The following is a 20,830-nucleotide window of genomic DNA, read 5'->3' as shown; positions in this document are numbered from 1 at the left end:
AGCGCTCACCGGCCTGCTTCAAATGAGGTGGGATGCGCCACAGTCCCCCTCTCGGGCACCTGTTGGGCGCCTTCGGGGGATTCCACTGAGTCGCACGGGGACGGCCCGAGTGTCCGGAAAGGTGCCCCTGTGCTGCGAGTTGGTCTTGCGGGTGTGTGATCGGCGGGCGTCTATCACGGCGCTCCGATCCTGCGCAAAGACGGCAGTCACTGCCGGTGTCGGGCGTGGCACACTTCACGGTGCAGAGGTGAACTACTCCAGCCAAACGGACAATTCACGGAGAACGCTGCCGATGCCGCCCCAAGCGGTCGTTCCGCTGCCACGGGTGCCCGGCCGGGAGGAGCGTCGGGCGCTGTTCGCGGAGATGGCGGCGATCGTGGAGGGCTGCGCGGACCGGGAACGGCGGGCCGTGGCCGCGTTCCGATGTCGGGAGGCCCCGGACCCGGGTCGCTCTCCCGCGGGTGGGAGGGCGACCCGGGTCCGGGGGTGCCGGGAGTGCTACAGCCCGGACTGCAGTGCGTTCCAGGACTCGCTTCCCACGATGCCGTCGACCCCCAGGCCGCGGTCGGTCTGGTAGTCCCGCACGGCGTCCTCCGTGGCGGGGCCGAAGAGGCCGTCCGTGTCGACCGTACGTCCCAGGGCCGCGGTGAGCGCCCGCTGGAGCCGGGTGACGTCGGGGCCCGAACTGCCGTTCTGCAGCAGCGGGGTGGTGCCCGCGGAGAGCAGCGCCGTCCAGGTGCGGGAGCCGACCACGCCGTCGGCCTGCAGGCCGCGGTCGGCCTGGAAGTCGCTCACCGCCGCCTCGGTGCCGGAGCCGAACACGCCGTCCACGGCGCCCGCGTCGAAGCCGTTCTGGTTCAGCAGGTACTGGGCCGCCTCGACCTGGGCGCCCTGGGAGCCCTGCTGGAGCGTGCTGTAGGAGGCGAAGTTCAGCTGCGGCGGGGCCTGGGTGCTGCCGCCGACGAGCTGCATGTAGTAGTCCCAGTCCCAGTAGGGGCCGGGGTCGGTGTGGTCGTTGTTCGGCACCTCGCTGTGGCCGACGATGTGGGTGCGGTCCTTGGGGATGCCGTAGGTGTCGCAGAGGTGCTCGGTGAGGGCGGCCGAGGCCCGGTACATGGCGTCGGTGAACCAGGTGGGGTCGTCGACGTAGCCCTCGTGCTCGATGCCGATCGAGTAGGGGTTGCCCGAGCGGGCGTGCCACGCGGTGTCGGCGTCGCGCACCATCTGCGTGACCTGGCCGTCGGAGGACCGGACGACGTAGTGGGCGCTGACGTCGGCGTCCGGGTTCTGGAACCAGTTGATGGTGCCGGCGTAGGACCCCTGGGTCACGTGCACCACGACGTGGGTGATCGAGGAACTGCGCCCGTCGGCGTAGTTGCTGGGGTCCGCGGGGACCCACTGCGCGGGTGGGTAGTCGGCGCTCTGCAGGCCCGCCGGCCCGGCCGGTGCCGGGTCGTCGAGCGAGCGCACGTCGGCGAGGGGGCCGCGTTCGGGGGCGACGTCCTGTGCGGCGACGGCGATCCGCTCGCCGTCGGGGGTGCGGGCCCGCAGACCGTCGGCGAGGAACCGGTAGACGGTGTCGGCGTAGAGCCGCGCCACGGGGCGGCTCGTGGCGCCGCTGTACCGGGCGACCACCGGGTACCAGGCGTCCAGGTCGCGGCGTTCCGCCGCGTCCATCCCCGCGTTGTCCGCGAGGTCGCGGAGCACCGCGGCGCCGCCGTGGATGTTGGCGGTGTCGTCGTGCCGCAGCACCGGGCGCGAAGTACCGGTGAGTTCCGAGGCGCGTTGGAGGACGTGCCGTCCCGGCTGGGACACCAGGTGCATCACGCCGTATCCGTTGGCGTGGCTGGGGGCACCGTCGTGGCCGTCGAGGCGCGTCTCTCCGTAGCCGACGGCGACGAGGAGGTCCCGGGGCACCCCGTACTCGGCGGCGGCGTGGGCGAAGGCGCCGCGCATGCCGTGGCCGGTCGCGTCTGCGGGGGCGCCCCCGGCGGGTGCGTCGGCCGCGCCGGCCGGTGAGGCCGTCGCGACCAGCGTCGCGGCGGCCAGTGCGGCGAGTGCGGAGCTCCGCACTCGCCGCCACAGCAGTGTTCTGGTGGACATCGGTGGCCTCCTCGTGGGCGGTGGGGCGCGGAGCAGGTGGCGATGATCTATGTCGAGCCCATGACAAAAATGCCCGCCCGTGGGAGGCGCGTCAACAACGGGGACGATGCCGCCGCTTGTGCCCCGGTTCACGACGTGCCCCGCCGCTCGGCCCCGCACTTCCCCCGGTTCCGTCCTCGCCTCCCGGCCGGGGCGCGCACGGGTGCCTAGCAGGCGGTGCAGAGCAAAGCGAATTTGCACACGCACTACCCTGGTGTTAAGGGAACCCTTAGTTCAGCAGGTCGGAATCCGGCCTAAGGTCACCAACCGTGAACAGTCGGAAGCTTCGCGTATGAAGATCGTCGAAGCGTCGGCTCCATGATCATCCGTCAGGTGGTGAAGATCACAAAGTAGCTTCTGCGCCCCGTGTCGCAGATCACAGAGTGGCGGGCATAGGATGCCTCCCACTAGGGCTTGTGAACTGCCTCACATAGAAGTGATCTTCGGTGTGGCGTCGACCGGAAGGAGCGAGGAGCGGTGAACGCGTACGCGCCCATCCTTGTGCTAGGGGGCCTGGGAGCGGCCTTTGCGATCTTCTCCGTGGTCATGGCCTCGATCATCGGTCCCAAGCGCTACAACCGGGCCAAGCTCGAGGCGTACGAGTGCGGAATCGAGCCGACCCCGCAGGCTGCGGGCGGCGGTCGCTTCCCGATCAAGTACTACCTGACGGCGATGCTCTTCATCGTCTTCGACATCGAAATCGTCTTCCTCTATCCCTGGGCGGTCACCTTCGACGCCCTGGGGATTTTCGGGCTCGTGGAGATGCTGCTCTTCGTGCTGACGGTCTTCGTCGCCTACGCCTACGTGTGGCGTCGCGGCGGCCTGGAATGGGACTAGGGGCATAGGTAAATGGGACTCGAAGAGAAACTGCCGAGCGGCTTCCTGCTCTCCACCGTCGAGCAGGCCGCCGGGTGGGTCCGCAAGTCGTCGATGTTCCCGGCGACCTTCGGACTCGCCTGCTGCGCCATCGAGATGATGACGACGGGCGCGGGGCGCTACGACCTCGCCCGGTTCGGCATGGAGGTCTTTCGCGGCTCACCCCGCCAGGCGGACCTCATGATCGTGGCCGGGCGGGTCAGCCAGAAGATGGCCCCGGTGCTGCGACAGGTCTACGACCAGATGCCCAACCCCAAGTGGGTCATCTCCATGGGTGTCTGCGCCTCCTCCGGCGGCATGTTCAACAACTACGCGATCGTCCAGGGCGTCGACCACATCGTCCCCGTGGACATCTACCTGCCCGGCTGCCCGCCGCGTCCCGAGATGCTCATGGACGCCATCCTCAAGCTCCACGAGCACGTGCAGGGCGAGAAGCTCGGCGTCAACCGGGAGCAGGCGGCCCGTGAGGCCGAGGAGGCCGCGCAGAAGGCCCTGCCGACGATCGAGATGAAGGGGCTCCTGCGATGAGCGCGGCCAACGGCAAGCCCGTCGACGGCAACGCCGCCGGCGGCGAAGGACCCAACCCGGACCAGGACGTCCAGGCCAACAACCTGCCCGGGCACCGCGGTGCCGAGGGGGAGGTCATCGGCGTCCGGCGCGGCATGTTCGGCCCCAGCCAGGGCGGGGACACCTCCGGCTACGGCGGGCTGGTGCGCTCGGTGCGGCTGCCCGGCGCGAGCAGCCGACCCTACGGCGGCTGGTTCGACGAGGTCGCCGACGAACTCGAGGGCGCCCTGGAGGAGCAGGACCTCCTCCCCGGGAACGCCATCGAGAAGACCGTGGTGGACCGGGGCGAGATCACCTTCCACATCGCCCGCGAGCACCTCCCGCGGGTCGCCCGCACCCTCCGCGACGACCCCGCCCTCCGGTTCGAGAGCTGCACCGGCGTGTCCGGAGTGCACTTCCCCGACGACAAGGGCCGGGAGCTGCACGCCGTCTACCACCTGCGCTCGCTCACCCACAACCGGCTCATCCGGCTCGAGGTCACCGCGCCCGACACCGACCCGCACATCCCGTCCCTCGTCGAGACCTATCCGACGAACGACTGGCACGAGCGCGAGACGTACGACTTCTTCGGCCTGATCTTCGACGGCCACCCCGCGCTCACGCGGATCATGATGCCCGACGACTGGCAGGGCTTCCCGCAGCGCAAGGACTACCCCCTCGGCGGCATCCCCGTCGAGTACAAGGGCGCCCAGATCCCGGCTCCCGACCAGCGGAGGTCGTACAGCTGATGTCAACCCACGCAACCGCGGGAATCCGCGAGACGACCGAGGGCACCGTCTACGACGTCACCGGCGGTGACTGGGACGAGATCGCCGCGGCCGCCGCCAAGAGCGACGACGAGCGCATCATCGTCAACATGGGCCCGCAGCACCCGTCCACGCACGGCGTGCTCCGGCTCATCCTCGAGATCGACGGCGAGACCGTCACCGAGGCGCGCTGCGGCATCGGCTACCTCCACACCGGCATCGAGAAGAACCTCGAGTACCGGACGTGGACGCAGGGCACCACCTTCGTGACGCGCATGGACTACCTCACGCCGTTCTTCAACGAGACGGCGTACTGCATGGCCGTCGAGAAGCTGCTCGGTATCGAGGACGACATCCCGGACCGCGCGAACATCATCCGCGTCCTGCTCATGGAGCTGAACCGGCTCTCCTCCCACCTGGTGTGCATCGCCACCGGAGGCATGGAACTCGGCGCCACCACCGTGATGATCTTCGGGTTCCGGGACCGTGAACTGGTCCTCGACCTCTACGAGCTCATCACCGGCCTGCGCATGAACCACGCCTACATCCGTCCCGGCGGCCTCGCGCAGGACCTGCCGCCCGGCGCGATCGACGCGCTGCGCGAATTCGTCAAGAAGATGAAGAAGAACCTGCCGGAGTACGACAAGCTCGCCACCGGCAACCCCATCTTCAAGGCGCGTCTCCAGGACATCGGCTACCTCGACCTCGCCGGCTGCATGGCACTCGGCGCGAGCGGCCCCATCCTGCGCTCCGCGGGCCTCCCGCACGACCTGCGCAAGGAACAGCCCTACTGCGGCTACGAGACCTATGACTTCGACGTCCCCACGGTCGACACCTGCGACTCCTACGGCCGGTTCCTGATCCGTGTCGAAGAGATGCGCCAGTCGCTGCGCATCATCGAGCAGTGCATCGACCGGCTGGAGCCCGGCCCAGTCATGGTGGGCGACAAGAAGATCGCCTGGCCCGCGCAACTCGCCCTCGGCCCCGACGGCCTGGGCAACTCGCTCGACCACATCAAGAACATCATGGGCACCTCCATGGAGGCCCTCATCCACCACTTCAAGCTGGTGACCGAGGGCTTCCGCGTCCCGCCCGGCCAGGCGTACGCCGCTGTCGAATCCCCCAAGGGCGAGCTCGGGGTGCACGCCGTGAGCGACGGCGGGACCCGCCCCTACCGGGTGCACTTCCGCGACCCGTCGTTCACCAACCTCCAGTCCATGGCGGCGATGTGCGAGGGCGGCCAGGTGGCCGACGTGATCGTCGCCGTCGCGTCCCTCGACCCCGTGATGGGAGGCGTCGACCGATGAGCGACGTGCACCTGGGCATCCCCGAGATGCCCGCCCCCGACTACCCGGCGGACGTACGGGCACGGCTGGAGCAGGACGCGAAGGCGGTCATCGCCCGCTACCCCGACAGCCGGTCCGCCCTGCTGCCCCTGCTGCACCTGGTGCAGTCGGAGGAGGGCCACGTCACCCGCACCGGGCAGCGCTTCTGCGCCGAAATGCTGGACCTGACGACCGCCGAGGTCGCCGCGGTCCTGACCTTCTACACCATGTACCGGCGCAAGCCGAGCGGCGACTACCAGGTCGGCGTCTGCACCAACACGCTCTGCGCCGTCATGGGCGGGGACGCCATCTTCTCCGAACTCCAGGAGCACCTGGAGGTGGGGAACAACGAGACCACGGACGACGGCAAGGTCACCCTCGAACACATCGAGTGCAACGCCGCTTGCGACTACGCGCCGGTCGTGATGGTGAACTGGGAGTTCTTCGACAACCAGACCCCCGATTCCGCCAAGCAGCTCGTCGACGACCTGCGCGCCGGCCGCGACGTGTCGCCCACGCGTGGCGCGAAGCTCTGCACCTTCAAGGAGACCGCCCGCATGCTGGCGGGCTTCCCCGACGAACGCGACGGTGCGGTCGCGGAGACCGGCGGCGCCGGCCCCGCCTCCCTCGCCGGACTCCGGATCGCCAAGGGCGAGCACGGGGCACCGGCCCGCGTGGTCGCTCCGCGGAACGGCGGCGGAGCCGAAGGCGGCGACGAGGCCTCCGGCACCGCGGGCACCACCCCGCGCAGCGCCGAATCCCCGGCCACGCACCCCAGTTCCCACGACGCTCCGCAGCCGAGTGCCGAGTCCGACCCCGAGAACCCCAGCGGGCCGGTCACCGAGGAGGGCAAGTGATGACCACCGAGTCCCCCGAGAAGCTCCTCTCACCGGTGCTCTCGGCCTTCTGGGACCAGCCCGATGCCTGGACTCTCGAGACCTACCGCCGCCACGACGGCTACCAGGGACTGCGGAAGGCCCTGGCCATGGACCCGGACGACGTCATCGCCTACGTCAAGGACTCCGGGCTCCGCGGACGCGGCGGCGCCGGCTTCCCCACCGGCATGAAGTGGCAGTTCATCCCGCAGGGCGACGACAAGCCGCACTACCTGGTGGTCAACGCCGACGAGTCGGAGCCGGGCACCTGCAAGGACATCCCGCTGCTGTTCGCCAACCCGCACTCGCTGATCGAAGGCATGATCATCGCCTGCCACGCGATCCGCTCCCACCACGCCTTCATCTACCTGCGCGGCGAGGTCGTGCCCGTGCTGCGCCGGCTCCACGAGGCGGTGCGCGAGGCGTACGAGGCCGGCTACCTCGGCAAGGACGCCCTCGGCAAGGGCAAGGACCTCGAACTCACCGTCCACGCGGGCGCCGGAGCGTACATCTGCGGCGAGGAGACCGCGCTGCTCGACTCGCTCGAAGGCCGCCGCGGCCAGCCCAGGCTGCGGCCGCCCTTCCCCGCGGTCGCCGGCCTCTACGCCTGCCCCACCGTCGTGAACAACGTGGAATCCATCGCCTCGGTTCCCGCCCTCATGAACAAGGGCAAGGACTGGTTCCGGTCGATGGGCAGTGAGAAGTCGCCCGGCTTCACCCTCTACTCGCTCAGCGGCCACGTCGCCCGCCCCGGCCAGTACGAGGCCCCGCTGGGCATCACACTGCGCCAGCTGCTGGAGATGAGCGGCGGCATGCGCCCCGGACACCGGCTGAAGTTCTGGACACCCGGCGGTTCCTCGACCCCGCTGCTGACCGACGAGCACCTCGACGTCCCGCTGGACTACGAGGGTGTCGGCGAGGCCGGATCGATGCTGGGCACCAAAGCACTGCAGTGCTTCGACGAGACCACCTGCGTGGTCCGCGCCGTCACCCGCTGGACCGAGTTCTACGCCCACGAGTCCTGCGGCAAGTGCACCCCCTGCCGCGAGGGCACCTACTGGCTCGTCCAGTTGCTGCGCGACTTCGAAGCGGGCAAGGCCTCGATGGCGGACATCGACAAGATCGACGACATCGCCGACAACATCAACGGCAAGTCCTTCTGCGCCCTCGGCGACGGCGCCGCCTCGCCGATCTTCTCCTCGCTGAAGTACTTCCGCGAGGAGTACGAGCAGCACGTCACCGGCGGCGGCTGCCCCTTCGACCCGGCCAAGTCGACCCTCTGGGCCGACGGTTCCACCGGAAAGACCGCTCACCTGGAGGTGAACGCGTGACCGTGACGACGAACGCTCCCGCCTCCGGGGGCGGCGAGGCCCCGCCCCCCGAGGACCTCGTCACGCTGACGATCGACGGAGCCACGATCAGCGTCCCCAAAGGAACGCTGGTCATCCGCGCCGCCGAGCAACTCGGCATCGAAATCCCGAGGTTCTGCGACCACCCGCTGCTCGACCCGGCCGGCGCCTGCCGCCAGTGCATCGTCGAGGTCGAGGGCCAGCGCAAGCCCATGGCGTCCTGCACCATCACCTGCACCGACGGCATGGTCGTCCGGACGCAACTCACCTCGCAGGTCGCCGACAAGGCGCAGCGCGGCGTGATGGAGCTGCTGCTCATCAACCATCCGCTGGACTGCCCGGTCTGCGACAAGGGCGGCGAGTGCCCGCTGCAGAACCAGGCGATGTCCACCGGTTCCGCCGACTCCCGCTTCGAGGGGAAGAAGCGCACCTTCGCGAAGCCGGTGCCCATCTCGAAGCAGGTGCTGCTGGACCGCGAACGCTGCGTGCTCTGCGCCCGCTGCACCCGGTTCTCCAACCAGATCGCCGGCGACCCGATGATCGAACTGCTGGAGCGGGGCGCGCTGCAGCAGGTGGGCACCGGCGAGGGTGACCCGTTCGAGTCGTACTTCTCCGGCAACACCATCCAGATCTGCCCGGTCGGCGCCCTCACCTCGGCGGCCTACCGGTTCCGCTCCCGGCCGTTCGATCTGGTCTCCTCGCCCAGCGTCTGCGAGCACTGCTCCGGCGGCTGCGCCACCCGCACCGACCACCGCCGCGGCAAGGTCATGCGGCGGTTGGCCGCCGAGGACCCCGAGGTCAACGAGGAGTGGCTCTGCGACAAGGGCCGCTTCGGCTTCCGCTACGCACAGCGGCACGACCGGCTGACCGCGCCGCTGGTGCGGGACCCGGAGACCGGTGAACTGGAGGCCACGAGCTGGCCGGAGGCCCTGGAAGCCGCCGCGCGGGGCCTGGCCGGCGCCCGGGGACGGACCGGTGTCCTCACCGGCGGCCGCGTCACCGTCGAGGACGCCTACGCGTACGCGAAGTTCGCGCGCGTCGTACTGGACACCAACGACATCGACTTCCGCGCCCGCGTCCACTCCGCGGAGGAGGCCGACTTCCTCGCGGCGCACGTCGCCGGCCGCGGCAAGGACCTGGACGGCACCGGCGTCACCCACACCGCGCTGGAGAAGGCCCCCACCGTGCTCCTCGCCGGCCTGGAGGCCGAGGAGGAGGCCCCCGGCGTCTTCCTGCGCCTGCGCAAGGGGCACCGCACCCGCGGGCAGCGCACTTACGCTCTGGCGACCCACGCCACCCGCGGACTGCGGAAGGCCGGCGGCACGCTGCTGCAGGCCGCGCCCGGCACCGAGACGGACTGGCTCGACGGCCTGGCCGGCGGCGTCGGTCTCGACGGCGCGGGCAAGGAGGCCGCCGACGCGCTCCGCACGGAGGGCGCGGTGATCCTCGTCGGCGAACGCCTCGCGGCCGTGCCCGGCGCGCTCACCGCGGCGCTGCGCACCGCGACCGCCACCGGCGCACAGCTGATGTGGATCCCACGGCGCGCCGGCGAGCGCGGTGCGGTGGAGGCCGGCGCCGTACCGACGCTGCTGCCCGGCGGGCGTTCCGCCACCGACCCCCTCGCGCGCACCGAAGTGGCCCGCGCCTGGGGCGTGGACCACCTGCCCGCCGGATACGGGCGGGACACCGGGGGCATCGTCGAGGCCGCCGCCCGCGGGGAGCTGTCCGCTCTCGTCGTCGGCGGTGTCGAGCTCGCCGATCTGCCCGACCCGGCGCGCGCCGCCGAGGCGCTCGACGCCGTCGACTTCCTCGTCAGTCTGGAGCTGCGGCCCTCGGCCGTGACCGACAAGGCCGACGTGGTGCTTCCCGTCGCCGCGGTGGTCGAGAAGTCCGGGACCTTCCTCAACTGGGAGGGCCGGGCCCGCATGTTCGACGCCGCGATCAAGCCCGACCAGATGACCCGCCGGCACGTGCAGCCCGACGGCCGGGTCCTGCACATGCTCGCGGACGCGATGGGCACCCCGCTGCGGCTGCCGGACGTGCACGCCGCCCGTCGCGAACTCGACCGGCTGGGCGGGGCTTCCGAGGGGTCCTACGCCACCGCGCCGAGCGAGCGTTCCCGCCCGGTGCCGCAGCCCGGCGCAGGCGAGGCCGTACTCGCCGGGCACCGGATGCTGCTCGACCAGGGACGGCTCCAGGAGGGCGACGAGGCGTTGGCCGGCACCCGGCACGCCGCGCTCGCGCGGCTCTCCGCCGCCACCGCCGAGGCGGCCGGCGTCGCGGACGGCGACCTGCTGACCGTCACCGGGCCCACCGGCGGAACCACCTTCCCGCTCCGCGTCACCGAGATGCCCGACCACGTCGTGTGGCTGCCACTCAACTCGTCCGGTTCCGGAGTCACCGCCGACACCGGCGCCCGTCCCGGCGATCTCGTCCGGATCGGCGTCGCCACCGACGGCGCCGACCAGCACAAGGAGGGGGACGCGTGAACACGTTGGCCCACATCGCGTCGGCTCCCGAGGGGGGAGTCCTCGTCGCCGCCGAGGACCTGTCCTTCTTCGGCACGGACCCGTGGTGGTTGATCGGCCTCAAGGCCGTCTTCTGCTTCGCGTTCCTGATGCTGACCGTGCTGATCTCCATCGTGATGGAGCGCAAGGTCGTCGCCTGGATGCAGCTGCGCATCGGCCCGAACCGGCACGGCCCGTGGGGCATGCTGCAGTCGCTCGCCGACGGCATCAAGCTGATGCTGAAGGAAGACGTGGTGGTCACGGGCGCCGACAAGGCGGTCTACATCCTGGCCCCGATCCTCGGCGCGATCCCCGCCTTCATGGCCATCGCGGTGATCCCGTTCGGCCCGGCGGGCAACGAGGTGTCCGTCTTCGGCACCCGAACGGCCATGCAGCTCACGGACATGCCGGTCGCCGTGCTGTACATCCTGGCGACCGCGTCCATCGCCGCCTACGGCACCGTGCTCGCGGGCTGGTCCTCCGGCTCGACCTACCCGCTGCTCGGCGGCGTGCGGGCCACCGCCCAGGTGATCTCCTACGAGGTCGCGATGGGCCTCAGCTTCGCCGCCGTCTTCCTGCACTCCGGCTCGATGTCCACCTCGGCCATCGTCGACGCCCAGGGCGACCGGTGGTTCGCGATCCTGCTCCCGGTCTCCTTCCTGATCTACATGGTGTCCATGGTCGGTGAGGCGCACCGTGCGCCGTTCGACATGCCCGAGTCGGAGGGCGACCTCGTCGGCGGCTTCAACACCGAGTACTCGTCGATCAAGTTCGCGATGTTCATGCTCGCCGAGTACATCCACATGGTCACCGTCTCCGCTCTCGCGGTCACGCTCTTCCTCGGCGGATGGCGGGCCCCGGCCCCGATCTCCACCTACTGGGAGGGCGCCAACCACGGCTGGTGGCCGCTGCTCTGGTTCACCGCGAAGCTCGTGGTGATGCTCTTCGGGTTCGTGTGGATCCGCGGCACGCTGCCGCGCGTCCGCTACGACCAGTTCATGAAGCTGGGCTGGAAGGTCCTCATCCCGGTCGCCATGGTCTGGCTGATGCTCGTGGCCGCGGTGCGGGCCATGCGGAACGAGAACTACGCCTTCACCGACATCGTGTACTGGGTCGGCGGCGGCGTCCTCGTCCTGCTGCTGCTCTCCTTCGTGATCGACGTCTTCCGCGAGCGGGCCCACAAGGAGACGGAGGAGCAGGAACGCCACGCCGCCGCGAAGGCGGGCTTCGACCCGATGGCCGGCGGCTACCCGGTGCCGCCGCTCCCCGGACAGACCCTCCCGCCCGTGCCCCGGCGCCGGTCCCGCGCGGACCGCGAACTGGTCGGCACGGCCGCGGAGTCCGACGGCGCCCAGGACGGGACCAACGAAGGAAGGGAGGCCGACGGTGCCTGACAACCCCGTGGCCGGCTTCGGCGTGACCTTCAAGGGCATGTTCAAGAAGCGGCTGACCGAGCAGTACCCCGAGTACAAGAAGCCCACGGCGCCGCGGTTCCACGGCCGCCACCAGCTCAACCGTCACCCGGACGGGCTGGAGAAGTGCGTGGGCTGCGAACTCTGCGCCTGGGCCTGCCCGGCCGACGCGATCTACGTGGAGGGTGCGGACAACACCGACGAGGAGCGTTACTCGCCCGGCGAGCGCTACGGCCGCGTCTACCAGATCAACTACCTGCGCTGCATCCTGTGCGGACTGTGCGTCGAGGCGTGCCCCACCCGCGCGCTGACCATGACCAACGAGTACGAACTCGCCGACTCCTCCCGCGAGTCGCTCATCTACACCAAGGAGGAGCTGCTCGCGGGCCTGGAGGAGGGCATGGTCGACTCGCCGCACGCGATCCACCCGGGCATGACCGAGAAGGACTACTACAGCGGTCTGGTCACCGAGGCCGCGCCCGGCACCGTCCAGCAGGAGATCCACGCGGGCGGTGCCCCGCAGCAGTCCGCCGACACCTACGGACCGCAGGAGCCGGCGGCGTCCGGTCCGCTCTCCGACTCCGCCCGCGCCGAGGGCGACCCGACCGACACGGCTCCCGGGCAGACCGCCGCGGACGGCGCGGAGGGCGCGCGATGACCGATCTCGCCCTGACCGCCACCTCCACCGGAGAAGCCGCCTCGTTCTGGGTCCTGGGCACCGTCGCCGTCCTGGGAGCCCTCGGCACCGTCCTGATGAAGCGCGCGGTGCACTCGGCGCTGTGCCTCGCCGGCACCATGATCGTCCTGGCGGTGTTCTACCTCGCCAACGGCGCCTACTTCCTCGGCATCGTCCAGGTCGTCGTCTACACCGGCGCCGTGATGATGCTCTTCCTGTTCGTGCTGATGCTCGTCGGCGTCAGTACCGCCGACTCCCTGAAGGAGACCATCAAGGGACAGCGATGGCTGGCCGCCCTGTGCGGCCTCGGCTTCGGCGTCCTGATGATCGGCGGCCTCGGCAACGCGGCCGTCGGGGAGTTCAACGGCCTGGCACAGGCCAACGCGGGCGGCAACGTCCAGGGGCTGGCGGCACTCGTCTTCGGCACCTACGTGTTCGCGTTCGAGATCACCGGCGCCCTGCTGGTCACCGCCGCCGTCGCCGCGATGGTCCTCACCCACCGGGAGCGCACGGAGCGCCGCCACACGCAGCGCGAACTCGCCGAGCAGCGCGTGCGGGAGAACAAGCACGTGCCGCCGCTGCCCGCACCCGGCGTGTACGCGCGGCACAACGCCGTCGACATCCCGGGACTGCTGCCCGACGGCACGCCGTCCGAACTCACCGTCAGCCCCACGCTCCGCAGCCGCGGGCAGGTGCGGAACGTCTCCGGCGAAGCCCTGCGCGACCTCGCCGCACTCGAACAGCGCACCGACGAGTACCTCGGCCGTGAGAACGACGCCTCCCGCGAGGCGTCCCGCGAGACCGGTCGCGACGACGGCGAGGACGACAACGACCACGACGGCGAGAAGGAGGAGGCGAAGTGAACCCGGTCAACTACCTCTACCTCGCCGCGCTGCTGTTCACCATCGGTGCCGCGGGAGTGCTGATCCGCCGGAACGCGATCGTGGTCTTCATGTGCATCGAGCTGATGCTGAACGCCGCGAACCTCGCCCTGGTGACGTTCTCCCGCATCCACGGCAACCTCGACGGCCAGATCATCGCGTTCTTCACCATGGTCGTGGCGGCCGCCGAAGTCGTGGTCGGGCTCGCGATCATCGTGACGCTGTACCGCTCCCGCCACTCGGCCTCGGTCGACGACGCCAGCCTGATGAAGCTGTAAGGAGTTCGCAGACGTGGAATCACTCATCGGGCTGCTCGTCGGAGCTCCGCTCCTCGGCGCGGCCGTCCTGCTGTGCGGAGGCCGCCGGCTCGACCGCACGGGGCACTGGCTGGGCACCGCCCTCGCCGGCACCTCCTTCGTGCTCGGGCTGGCGCTCTTCGCCGACATGCTCGGCCGCGGCGCCGAGGACCGCACCCTGCACTCGCACCTGTTCAGCTGGATCCCGGTCAACGGCTTCCAGGCCGACGTGGCCTTCCAACTGGACCAGCTGTCCATGACGTTCGTGCTGCTGATCACCGGCGTCGGTTCCCTGATCCACCTCTACTCGGTGGGCTACATGGAGCACGACGAGCGGCGTCGGCGGTTCTTCGGCTACCTCAACCTCTTCCTCGCGGCGATGCTCCTGCTGGTGCTCGCCGACAACTACCTCCTGCTGTACGTCGGCTGGGAGGGCGTCGGACTCGCCTCCTACCTGCTGATCGGCTTCTGGCAGCACAAGCCGAGCGCCGCCACCGCGGCGAAGAAGGCGTTCATCGTCAACCGCGTCGGTGACGTCGGCCTCTCCATCGCGATCATGCTGATGTTCACCACCTTCGGCACCTTCGCCTTCGGGCCGGTGCTGGACTCCACCGGACAGGCGAGCGAAGGCGTGCTCACGGGCATCGGCCTGATGCTGCTCCTCGCCGCATGCGGCAAATCCGCCCAGGTGCCGCTGCAGTCGTGGCTCGGCGACGCCATGGAGGGCCCCACCCCGGTGTCCGCCCTCATCCACGCCGCCACCATGGTCACCGCCGGCGTGTACCTCGTCACCCGGTCCGGCGCCCTGTTCGACGCCTCGCCCACCGCGCAGCTCGCCGTCGTCACCGTCGGCGCGGTCACGCTGGTCTTCGGTGCGGTCGTCGGTTGCGCGAAGGACGACATCAAGAAGGCGCTGGCCGGTTCGACGATGTCGCAGATCGGCTACATGATGCTCGCCGCCGGACTCGGGCCGATCGGCTACGCGTTCGCCATCATGCACCTGGTCACCCACGGCTTCTTCAAGGCCGGGCTCTTCCTCGGCGCCGGCTCGGTGATGCACGGCATGAACGACGAGGTCGACATGCGGCGCTACGGCGCCCTGCGGAAGTACATGCCGGTCACCTTCGTCACCTTCGGCCTGGGCTACCTCGCCATCATCGGCTTCCCCGGACTGTCCGGCTTCTTCTCGAAGGACCTCATCATCGAGGCCGCCTTCGGCAAGGGAGGAACGCAAGGCTGGATCCTCGGCGGGACGGCGCTGTTGGGCGCGGCGCTCACCGCGTACTACATGACCCGGGTCATGCTGCTCACCTTCTTCGGCGAGAAGCGCTGGAGCGAGGAGGGCGAGAACGCCGTCCACCCGCACGAGTCGCCGAAGATCATGACGATCCCCATGATCGTGCTGGCCGTCGGATCGGTGTGCGCCGGTTTCCTCTTCGACCTCGGCGAGTCCTTCGTGCACTGGCTGGAGCCCGTGACCGGGTTCGAGCACGCGCACCCGCCGATCCCGGTCTGGACGATCACGGCGGGCACGGTCACCTGCATGGTGCTCGGAGTCGGCGTCGCCTGGCTGCAGTACGGCCGCCGACCGGTCCCGGTCACGGCACCCCGCGGCAGCCTCCTCACCCGGGCGGCGCGCCGCGATTTGCTCCAGGACGACTTCAATCACGCCGTCCTGGTCACGCCGGGCGAGTACCTGACGCGCGGACTGGTCTACCTCGACCACTCGGTGGTGGACGGCGGCGTCAACGGAACCGCCGCGGCGTTCGGCGGACTCTCCGGACGCCTGCGCCGGGTCCAGAACGGTTTCGTGCGCAGCTATGCGGTCTCGATGTTCGGCGGTGCGGCGGTGCTCGTCGCCGCCACCCTGCTGATGAGGGCGGTGTGAGATGTCCTTTCCCCTGTTGACGGTCACCGCAGCGGTACCGGCGCTCGGTGCCCTGGCGACCGCCGCCGTGCCCGCGGCGCGCCGGACGGCCGCCAAGTGGCTGGCGCTGCTGTTCTCGTTGGCGACACTCGTGCCGGCGGCGGTGGTGCTCGCCCGGTTCGACCCTGGCGGCGCCCGCTACCAGATGACCGAATCGCACGCCTGGATCGCGGACTTCGGCGTGCGCTACGAGCTCGGCGTGGACGGCATCGGTGCCGTTCTCATGGCTCTCACCGCAGTGCTGGTGCCCTTCGTGCTCCTCGCCGGGTGGAACGACGCGGACACCCTCGAAGGAGAGCGCGCCAACCGGCGCTGGCGTCCGACCCAGGGCTTCTTCGCCCTGATCCTGGCCGTGGAGGCGATGGTCATCGTCTCCTTCCTGGCCACGGACGTCTTCCTCTTCTACCTGTTCTTCGAAGCGATGCTCATCCCGATGTACTTCCTCATCGGCGGCTTCGGGGACCGGGCCCACGCGGGCGGCGAGGAGGAGGCCTCGCGGCAGCGCTCCTACGCGGCCGTGAAGTTCCTGCTCTACAACCTCGTCGGCGGCCTGATCATGCTGGCCGCCGTGATCGGGCTGTACGCGGTCACCGCCGACCAGCTCGGCCAGGGCACGTTCTCGCTCCAGGCGATCCTCGAGGCCCGCGGGAGCGGAGAGCTCCAGATGTCCTCCGGCGTCGAACGGCTGCTGTTCCTGGGCTTCTTCTTCGCCTTCGCGGTCAAGGCCCCGCTGTGGCCGCTGCACACCTGGCTGCCGAACGCGATGGGGGAGTCCACCGCTCCGGTCGCCGTCCTCATCACCGCGGTCGTCGACAAGGTCGGCACCTTCGCGATGCTCCGCTTCTGCCTCGGGCTGTTCCCGAACGCCAGCGAGTGGGCCACGCCGGTGGTGCTGGGACTGGCGCTCGTCAGCATCATCTACGGTGCGCTGCTCGCCGTCGGCCAGCGCGACATCAAGCGGCTGATCGCCTACGCCTCGATCTCGCACTTCGGGTTCATCATCATGGGCGTTTTCGCCATGACCTCCCAGGGGCAGAGCGGCGCGACCCTCTACATGGTCAACCACGGCCTCTCCACGGCAGCGCTGCTGCTGGTGGCGGGCTTCCTGATCACGCGTCGCGGTTCCCGGCTCATCGCCGACTTCGGCGGGGTGCAGAAGGTCGCCCCGGTGCTGGCCGGCACCTTCCTGATCGGCGGCCTCGCCACACTGTCGCTGCCCGGACTGGCGCCGTTCGTCAGCGAGTTCCTCGTCCTGGTCGGTACCTTCAGCCGGTACCCGGTCGTCGGGATCGTCGCCACCCTCGGCATCGTGCTGGCGGCGCTGTACGTGCTGGTGCTGTACCAGCGCACCATGACCGGGCCGGTCAAGGACGCCGTCGCCGGCATGAAGGATCTGAGGATCCGCGAACTCGCCGTCGCCGCACCGCTGATCGCCCTCCTGATCCTCCTCGGCGTCTTCCCGAGGCCGCTGACGGAGATCGTCGACCCCGCCGTCGGACACACCCTGTCCGACGTGCACAAGAAGGATCCTGCTCCTGAGGTGGAGGCCGCCAAGTGAGCGCTGAGAGCACAACCGGAGCCGTCCACAGCCTGTGGACACAGGCGGCCGGGCCCGGCAGTATCCCGACACCCACGATCGAGTACGCGCAGCTCTCCCCGACGCTGATCGTGCTCGGCGCCGCCCTCGTCGGCGTCGTCATCGAGGCGTTCGTGCCGCGCCGGTTCCGCTACGCATCCCAGGTGGGGGTCGCTGTGGCGGCGCTGGCGTCCGCGTTCGCCGCGGTCGTCGCGCTGGCCCTGAACGGCTTCGCCACCTCCGAGGCCCAACTCGCCGCGATGGGTGCCGTTGCCGTCGACGGACCGGCGCTGTTCCTCCAGGGCACCGTGCTCCTGGTGGGGCTGATCGCGGTCTTCACCTTCGCCGAGCGGCGCCTCGACCCCTCGGCGCACGGCAGGCGCGTCGACTCCTTCGCGGCCCAGGCCGCCGCCACGCCCGGCGGCGACGCCGAACGCGAGGCGGTCAAGGCGGGCTTCACCACCACGGAGGTCTTCCCCGTGGTGCTGTTCGCGATCGGCGGCATGTTGGTCTTCCCGGCTGCCAACGATCTGCTGACGCTGTTCGTGGCGCTGGAGGTCTTCTCCCTGCCGCTGTACATCCTCTGCGCACTGGCGCGCCGCAACCGCCTGCTGTCCCAGGAGGCCGCGGTCAAGTACTTCCTGCTGGGCGCCTTCTCCTCCGCGTTCCTGCTGTTCGGCATCGCGCTGCTGTACGGCTACGCCGGGGCCGTCGACTACGCGAGCATCGCCCGCGTGGTCGGCAGCACCAGCGCGGTCACCGACCCGGCGCTCGCCGGGACCGCCGGCAACGACGTGCTGCTGCTGATCGGCGGTGCCATGGTGCTGGTGGGCCTGCTGTTCAAGGTCGGCGCCGTGCCGTTCCACATGTGGACGCCCGACGTCTACCAGGGTGCGCCGACCCCGGTCACCGGCTTCATGGCGGCGGCCACCAAGATCGCCGCCTTCGGCGCCCTGCTGCGCCTGCTCTACGTGGTGCTTCCGGGCCTGCGCTGGGACTGGGAGCCCGTCATGTGGGGCGTCGCCGTCCTCACCATGCTGGGCGGTGCGATCGTCGCCATCACGCAGACCGACATCAAGCGCCTGCTGGCCTACTCCTCGATCGCCCACGCGGGGTTCATCCTGGCGGGTGTCGTCGCCCTCTCCGAGGACGGCGTCTCCTCGGTGCTGTTCTACCTGGCGGCCTACTCCTTCGTCACACTCGGTGCGTTCGCCGTGGTCACCCTGGTCCGGGACGCGGGCGGCGAGGCGACCCACCTGTCGAAGTGGGCCGGCCTGGGCCGCCGTTCACCTCTGGTCGCGGCGACGTTCGCGGTGTTCCTGCTGGCCTTCGCGGGCATTCCGCTGACCTCCGGGTTCAGCGGCAAGTTCGCGGTCTTCAAGGCCGCGGCGGAGAGCGGCGCCGGTGCCCTGGTGGTCGTCGGTGTGGTCTCCTCGGCGATCGCGGCGTTCTTCTACATCCGCGTCATCGTGCTGATGTTCTTCCAGGAGCCGCAGGCCGACGGGCCGAGCGTCGCCGTGCCGAGCGTCATGACCACCACGGCGATCGCCCTCGGCGTCGCGGTGACGCTGGTGCTCGGAGTGGCGCCGCAGTACTTCCTGGACCTGGCCGGCCAGGCTTCCGTCTTCGTCCGGTAGCCCGGCACCGGTTTCCCGCAGCGGCGAGGGGCCGCCGACCGGTACGGGTCGGCGGCCCCTCGCCGTACGCAGGCCGGGTGGAGCCGCTATGCGCCGCCCGGGCCGACCGGCGCGGCGCCCTTGCGGAAGTGCGAGGTCTTCCCGGCGCCCCACCGGACGGTGAGCGTGTCGCCGTCCTGCTCGGTGAGGGTGCCGGACGCGTAGGCGTCGTTCCCGTCGCGGCACTCCATGTCCAGCCGTGCGGGCTCGGCGGATGCCTTCAACCGCCCCTGGCAGGCCAGGTTCTGTCCGGCGAGTGACACCGTCGCATCCTTGTTGAACAGCAGCACGAGCAGCTTTCCGTCACCCTTCGTCCCCGCCGCCCACGAACCGGTGTAGGGCGAGGAGGAGTCCGTTCTCCCGCCGCCCGAGCCGCCGGAAGAACCGCTGCCGGAGCCCGCACCGCCCGATCCGGAGCCGCCGGTGTCGGCACCCCCGGTGTTTCCGCCGTCGTCCGGACGCTTCCCGCTCGTGCCGCCACCCCCGGAGTCCGCGGAACCGCCGGTGCCGCCGGACCCCGAGGAGGACGACGAGGAGGACGCCGAGCCGTCCCCCGCGCCACCGTCGCCGCTGCCGCAGCCACTGACGAGCAGCGCCGCCGCGGCCGTGGTGGCGGCCGCCACCATGCCGAGCCGTGTTCCGCGCACGTTCCCCTCCTCGGTGTGTGTGCAGGGTCACGCCAAACTAGCAGGGGCCGCGCCCCGGCCGCTGTGACGCGAACAGCACCCGCGGCGTGCCCGTCAGACCGCCGGTGCGACGGTTCCGGTCACTTCGCCCAGGCCGATACGGGTGCCGTTCGGGCCCGGTGCCCACGCGGTCAGCGTGACCTCGTCGCCGTCGGCCAGGAACGGCCCCTTGCCGCCGGTCAGCTCCAGGAGGCAGCCCAGCTGGTCGGGCTCCGGGCCGCTGACCGTGCCCGAGGCGAACAGGTCGCCGGTGCGCAGCGAGGCGCCGTTGACCGTCATGTGCGCCAGTTGCTGGGCCGCCGTCCAGTACATCGCGGAGAACGGCGGCTCGGAGACCTTCTCGCCGTTGAGCGTCACCGTGATGCGGATGTCCAGGCCGTCCTGCGCGCCGCTGTCGTCGAGGTACGGCAGCTGCGGCACGTCGCGGGCCGGAGGAGCCGTGCGGGCGGACTCCAGGGCCTCCAGGGGGGTGATCCACGGCGAGACGGAGGTGGCGAAGGACTTGCCCAGGAAGGGGCCCAGCGGGACGTACTCCCATGCCTGGAGGTCGCGCGCCGACCAGTCGTTGAGGAGGCACACGCCGAAGACGTGCTCCGGGAACTCCGCGCGGGACACGCGGGATCCGAGCCGGGAGGCGGCGCCGACGACGAAGCCCACCTCGGCCTCGATGTCCAGGCGCTGCGACGGGCCGAAGACCGGCTCCGGCTCGTCCTTCGGCTTCCGCTGCCCCTGCGGACGCACCACGGGCGTGCCCGAGACCACGACGGTGCCCGCGCGGCCGTGGTAGCCGATCGGGAGGTGCTTCCAGTTCGGCGTCAGCGGGTCGCCGTCCGGCCGGAAGATCCTGCCGACGTTCGAGGCGTGGTGCTCGCTGGCGTAGAAGTCGACGTAGTCGGCCACCTCGAAGGGCAGGTGGAGCGTCACGTCGGCCAGCGGGATCAGGTGACCGGAGACGGCCTCGCGGTGGGCCGGGTCGCTCAGCCAGGTGCGCACGTCCGCCCGGACGGCGCGCCACACGGCGGGCCCGGCCGCCATCAGCGGGTTGAGGGTGGGCTGCTGGAGCAGCGCGGTGTGCGGGGAGCCGAGGGTGTCCGCCGCGGCACCGGTGTCCAGCACGTGCGAACCGAAGCGCACGCCCACCCGGGGCAGGTCCTGGTCGTCCTCGGTCGTGAAGACGCCGTACGGAAGGTTGTCCAGGCCGAAGAGGTCGTCTCCGGGCAGGTCGAACGGAATGGCTTCGGTCATCGTCGTGCTGCCTCGCCTTCGATGAGGGCGTCCCCGCCGAAGGGAGGGGAAGCGTCGCGGGGTCAGGG

The 20,830-nt window shown here is 70.4% G+C and carries 17 protein-coding genes; 14 read left to right on the top strand and 3 right to left on the bottom strand.

Features of this window, described 5'->3' with window-relative positions; translation table 11 throughout:
• Nucleotides 1–498: 498 nt before the first annotated feature.
• A complete protein-coding gene (locus ACL06G_RS13090; protein WP_412786549.1) occupies nucleotides 499–2,103 on the bottom strand; it encodes an N-acetylmuramoyl-L-alanine amidase in 1,605 nt (534 codons plus the stop codon).
• A gap of 516 nt (nucleotides 2,104–2,619) precedes the next feature.
• Between ACL06G_RS13090 and ACL06G_RS13085 the strand changes: the two genes are divergently transcribed.
• From ACL06G_RS13085 to nuoN, 14 genes are read left to right on the top strand one after another with little or no spacing between them, the layout of a single operon-like run.
• Complete coding sequence (locus ACL06G_RS13085) at nucleotides 2,620–2,979, top strand: NADH-quinone oxidoreductase subunit A (RefSeq protein WP_412786548.1); 360 nt, start codon at nucleotides 2,620–2,622, stop codon at nucleotides 2,977–2,979.
• Between the two features lie 12 nt (nucleotides 2,980–2,991).
• Entirely contained in the window at nucleotides 2,992–3,546 is a 555-nt protein-coding gene (locus tag ACL06G_RS13080) for a NuoB/complex I 20 kDa subunit family protein (protein WP_412786547.1), read from the top strand.
• Nucleotides 3,543–4,313, top strand: a complete 771-nt coding sequence (locus ACL06G_RS13075) for an NADH-quinone oxidoreductase subunit C (protein ID WP_412786546.1) — start codon at nucleotides 3,543–3,545, stop codon at nucleotides 4,311–4,313. Before ACL06G_RS13080 ends, ACL06G_RS13075 begins: the two co-directional genes overlap by 4 nt.
• Entirely contained in the window at nucleotides 4,310–5,638 is a 1,329-nt protein-coding gene (locus ACL06G_RS13070) for an NADH-quinone oxidoreductase subunit D (protein ID WP_412786618.1), read from the top strand. Before ACL06G_RS13075 ends, ACL06G_RS13070 begins: the two co-directional genes overlap by 4 nt.
• Nucleotides 5,635–6,513, top strand: a complete 879-nt coding sequence (gene nuoE / locus ACL06G_RS13065; RefSeq protein WP_412786545.1) for an NADH-quinone oxidoreductase subunit NuoE — start codon at nucleotides 5,635–5,637, stop codon at nucleotides 6,511–6,513. Before ACL06G_RS13070 ends, nuoE begins: the two co-directional genes overlap by 4 nt.
• On the top strand, nucleotides 6,513–7,862 hold the full coding sequence (nuoF, locus tag ACL06G_RS13060) for an NADH-quinone oxidoreductase subunit NuoF (RefSeq protein ID WP_412786544.1): 1,350 nt from the start codon (nucleotides 6,513–6,515) through the stop codon (nucleotides 7,860–7,862). The genes nuoE and nuoF overlap by 1 nt, the downstream gene beginning before the upstream one ends.
• Nucleotides 7,859–10,369 carry an NADH-quinone oxidoreductase subunit G gene (locus ACL06G_RS13055; RefSeq protein ID WP_412835911.1) on the top strand — a complete coding sequence of 837 codons (2,511 nt, stop codon included), beginning with the start codon at nucleotides 7,859–7,861 and terminating at the stop codon, nucleotides 10,367–10,369. Before nuoF ends, ACL06G_RS13055 begins: the two co-directional genes overlap by 4 nt.
• Nucleotides 10,366–11,781: an NADH-quinone oxidoreductase subunit NuoH gene (gene nuoH / locus ACL06G_RS13050; protein ID WP_412786542.1), complete on the top strand. Its 1,416-nt coding sequence runs from the start codon at nucleotides 10,366–10,368 to the stop codon at nucleotides 11,779–11,781. Before ACL06G_RS13055 ends, nuoH begins: the two co-directional genes overlap by 4 nt.
• 37 nt (nucleotides 11,782–11,818) lie before the next feature.
• Nucleotides 11,819–12,457, top strand: coding sequence for an NADH-quinone oxidoreductase subunit NuoI (gene nuoI, locus ACL06G_RS13045; RefSeq protein ID WP_412786617.1), 639 nt, complete (start codon nucleotides 11,819–11,821; stop codon nucleotides 12,455–12,457).
• Complete coding sequence (locus ACL06G_RS13040; protein WP_412786541.1) at nucleotides 12,454–13,338, top strand: NADH-quinone oxidoreductase subunit J; 885 nt, start codon at nucleotides 12,454–12,456, stop codon at nucleotides 13,336–13,338. The genes nuoI and ACL06G_RS13040 overlap by 4 nt, the downstream gene beginning before the upstream one ends.
• Entirely contained in the window at nucleotides 13,335–13,634 is a 300-nt protein-coding gene (nuoK, locus tag ACL06G_RS13035; RefSeq protein ID WP_412786540.1) for an NADH-quinone oxidoreductase subunit NuoK, read from the top strand. The genes ACL06G_RS13040 and nuoK overlap by 4 nt, the downstream gene beginning before the upstream one ends.
• A 13-nt stretch (nucleotides 13,635–13,647) precedes the next feature.
• Nucleotides 13,648–15,540 carry an NADH-quinone oxidoreductase subunit L gene (nuoL, locus tag ACL06G_RS13030; RefSeq protein WP_412786539.1) on the top strand — a complete coding sequence of 631 codons (1,893 nt, stop codon included), beginning with the start codon at nucleotides 13,648–13,650 and terminating at the stop codon, nucleotides 15,538–15,540.
• Between the two features lies 1 nt (nucleotide 15,541).
• On the top strand, nucleotides 15,542–17,137 hold the full coding sequence (locus ACL06G_RS13025) for an NADH-quinone oxidoreductase subunit M (RefSeq protein ID WP_412786538.1): 1,596 nt from the start codon (nucleotides 15,542–15,544) through the stop codon (nucleotides 17,135–17,137).
• Entirely contained in the window at nucleotides 17,134–18,792 is a 1,659-nt protein-coding gene (gene nuoN / locus ACL06G_RS13020; protein WP_412786537.1) for an NADH-quinone oxidoreductase subunit NuoN, read from the top strand. Before ACL06G_RS13025 ends, nuoN begins: the two co-directional genes overlap by 4 nt.
• An 86-nt stretch (nucleotides 18,793–18,878) precedes the next feature.
• On the opposite strand, the gene ACL06G_RS13015 is transcribed toward nuoN, so the two are convergent.
• Nucleotides 18,879–19,478 carry a hypothetical protein gene (locus ACL06G_RS13015; RefSeq protein WP_412835910.1) on the bottom strand — a complete coding sequence of 200 codons (600 nt, stop codon included), beginning with the start codon at nucleotides 19,476–19,478 and terminating at the stop codon, nucleotides 18,879–18,881.
• Between the two features lie 93 nt (nucleotides 19,479–19,571).
• On the bottom strand, nucleotides 19,572–20,762 hold the full coding sequence (fahA, locus tag ACL06G_RS13010; RefSeq protein ID WP_412786535.1) for a fumarylacetoacetase: 1,191 nt from the start codon (nucleotides 20,760–20,762) through the stop codon (nucleotides 19,572–19,574).
• Between the last annotated feature and the right edge of the window lie 68 nt (nucleotides 20,763–20,830).

Source organism: Streptomyces callyspongiae (genome assembly GCF_047200695.1).
In the GTDB taxonomy this organism is placed as follows: domain Bacteria; phylum Actinomycetota; class Actinomycetes; order Streptomycetales; family Streptomycetaceae; genus Streptomyces.
This window is presented reverse-complemented; position numbering and strand designations above follow the sequence as displayed.

Excerpts from the sequence above, each read along its gene's own strand:
- ACL06G_RS13075 (WP_412786546.1), top strand. The coding sequence starts at position 3,543 with ATGAGCGCGGCCAACGGCAAGCCCGTCGACGGCAACGCCGCCGGCGGC.
- fahA (WP_412786535.1), bottom strand. The coding sequence starts at position 20,762 with ATGACCGAAGCCATTCCGTTCGACCTGCCCGGAGACGACCTCTTCGGC.
- ACL06G_RS13040 (WP_412786541.1), top strand. The coding sequence starts at position 12,454 with ATGACCGATCTCGCCCTGACCGCCACCTCCACCGGAGAAGCCGCCTCG.
- nuoI (WP_412786617.1), top strand. The coding sequence starts at position 11,819 with ATGTTCAAGAAGCGGCTGACCGAGCAGTACCCCGAGTACAAGAAGCCC.
- nuoF (WP_412786544.1), top strand. The coding sequence starts at position 6,513 with ATGACCACCGAGTCCCCCGAGAAGCTCCTCTCACCGGTGCTCTCGGCC.
- ACL06G_RS13025 (WP_412786538.1), top strand. The coding sequence starts at position 15,542 with ATGTCCTTTCCCCTGTTGACGGTCACCGCAGCGGTACCGGCGCTCGGT.
- nuoE (WP_412786545.1), top strand. The coding sequence starts at position 5,635 with ATGAGCGACGTGCACCTGGGCATCCCCGAGATGCCCGCCCCCGACTAC.
- ACL06G_RS13090 (WP_412786549.1), bottom strand. The coding sequence starts at position 2,103 with ATGTCCACCAGAACACTGCTGTGGCGGCGAGTGCGGAGCTCCGCACTC.
- ACL06G_RS13080 (WP_412786547.1), top strand. The coding sequence starts at position 2,992 with ATGGGACTCGAAGAGAAACTGCCGAGCGGCTTCCTGCTCTCCACCGTC.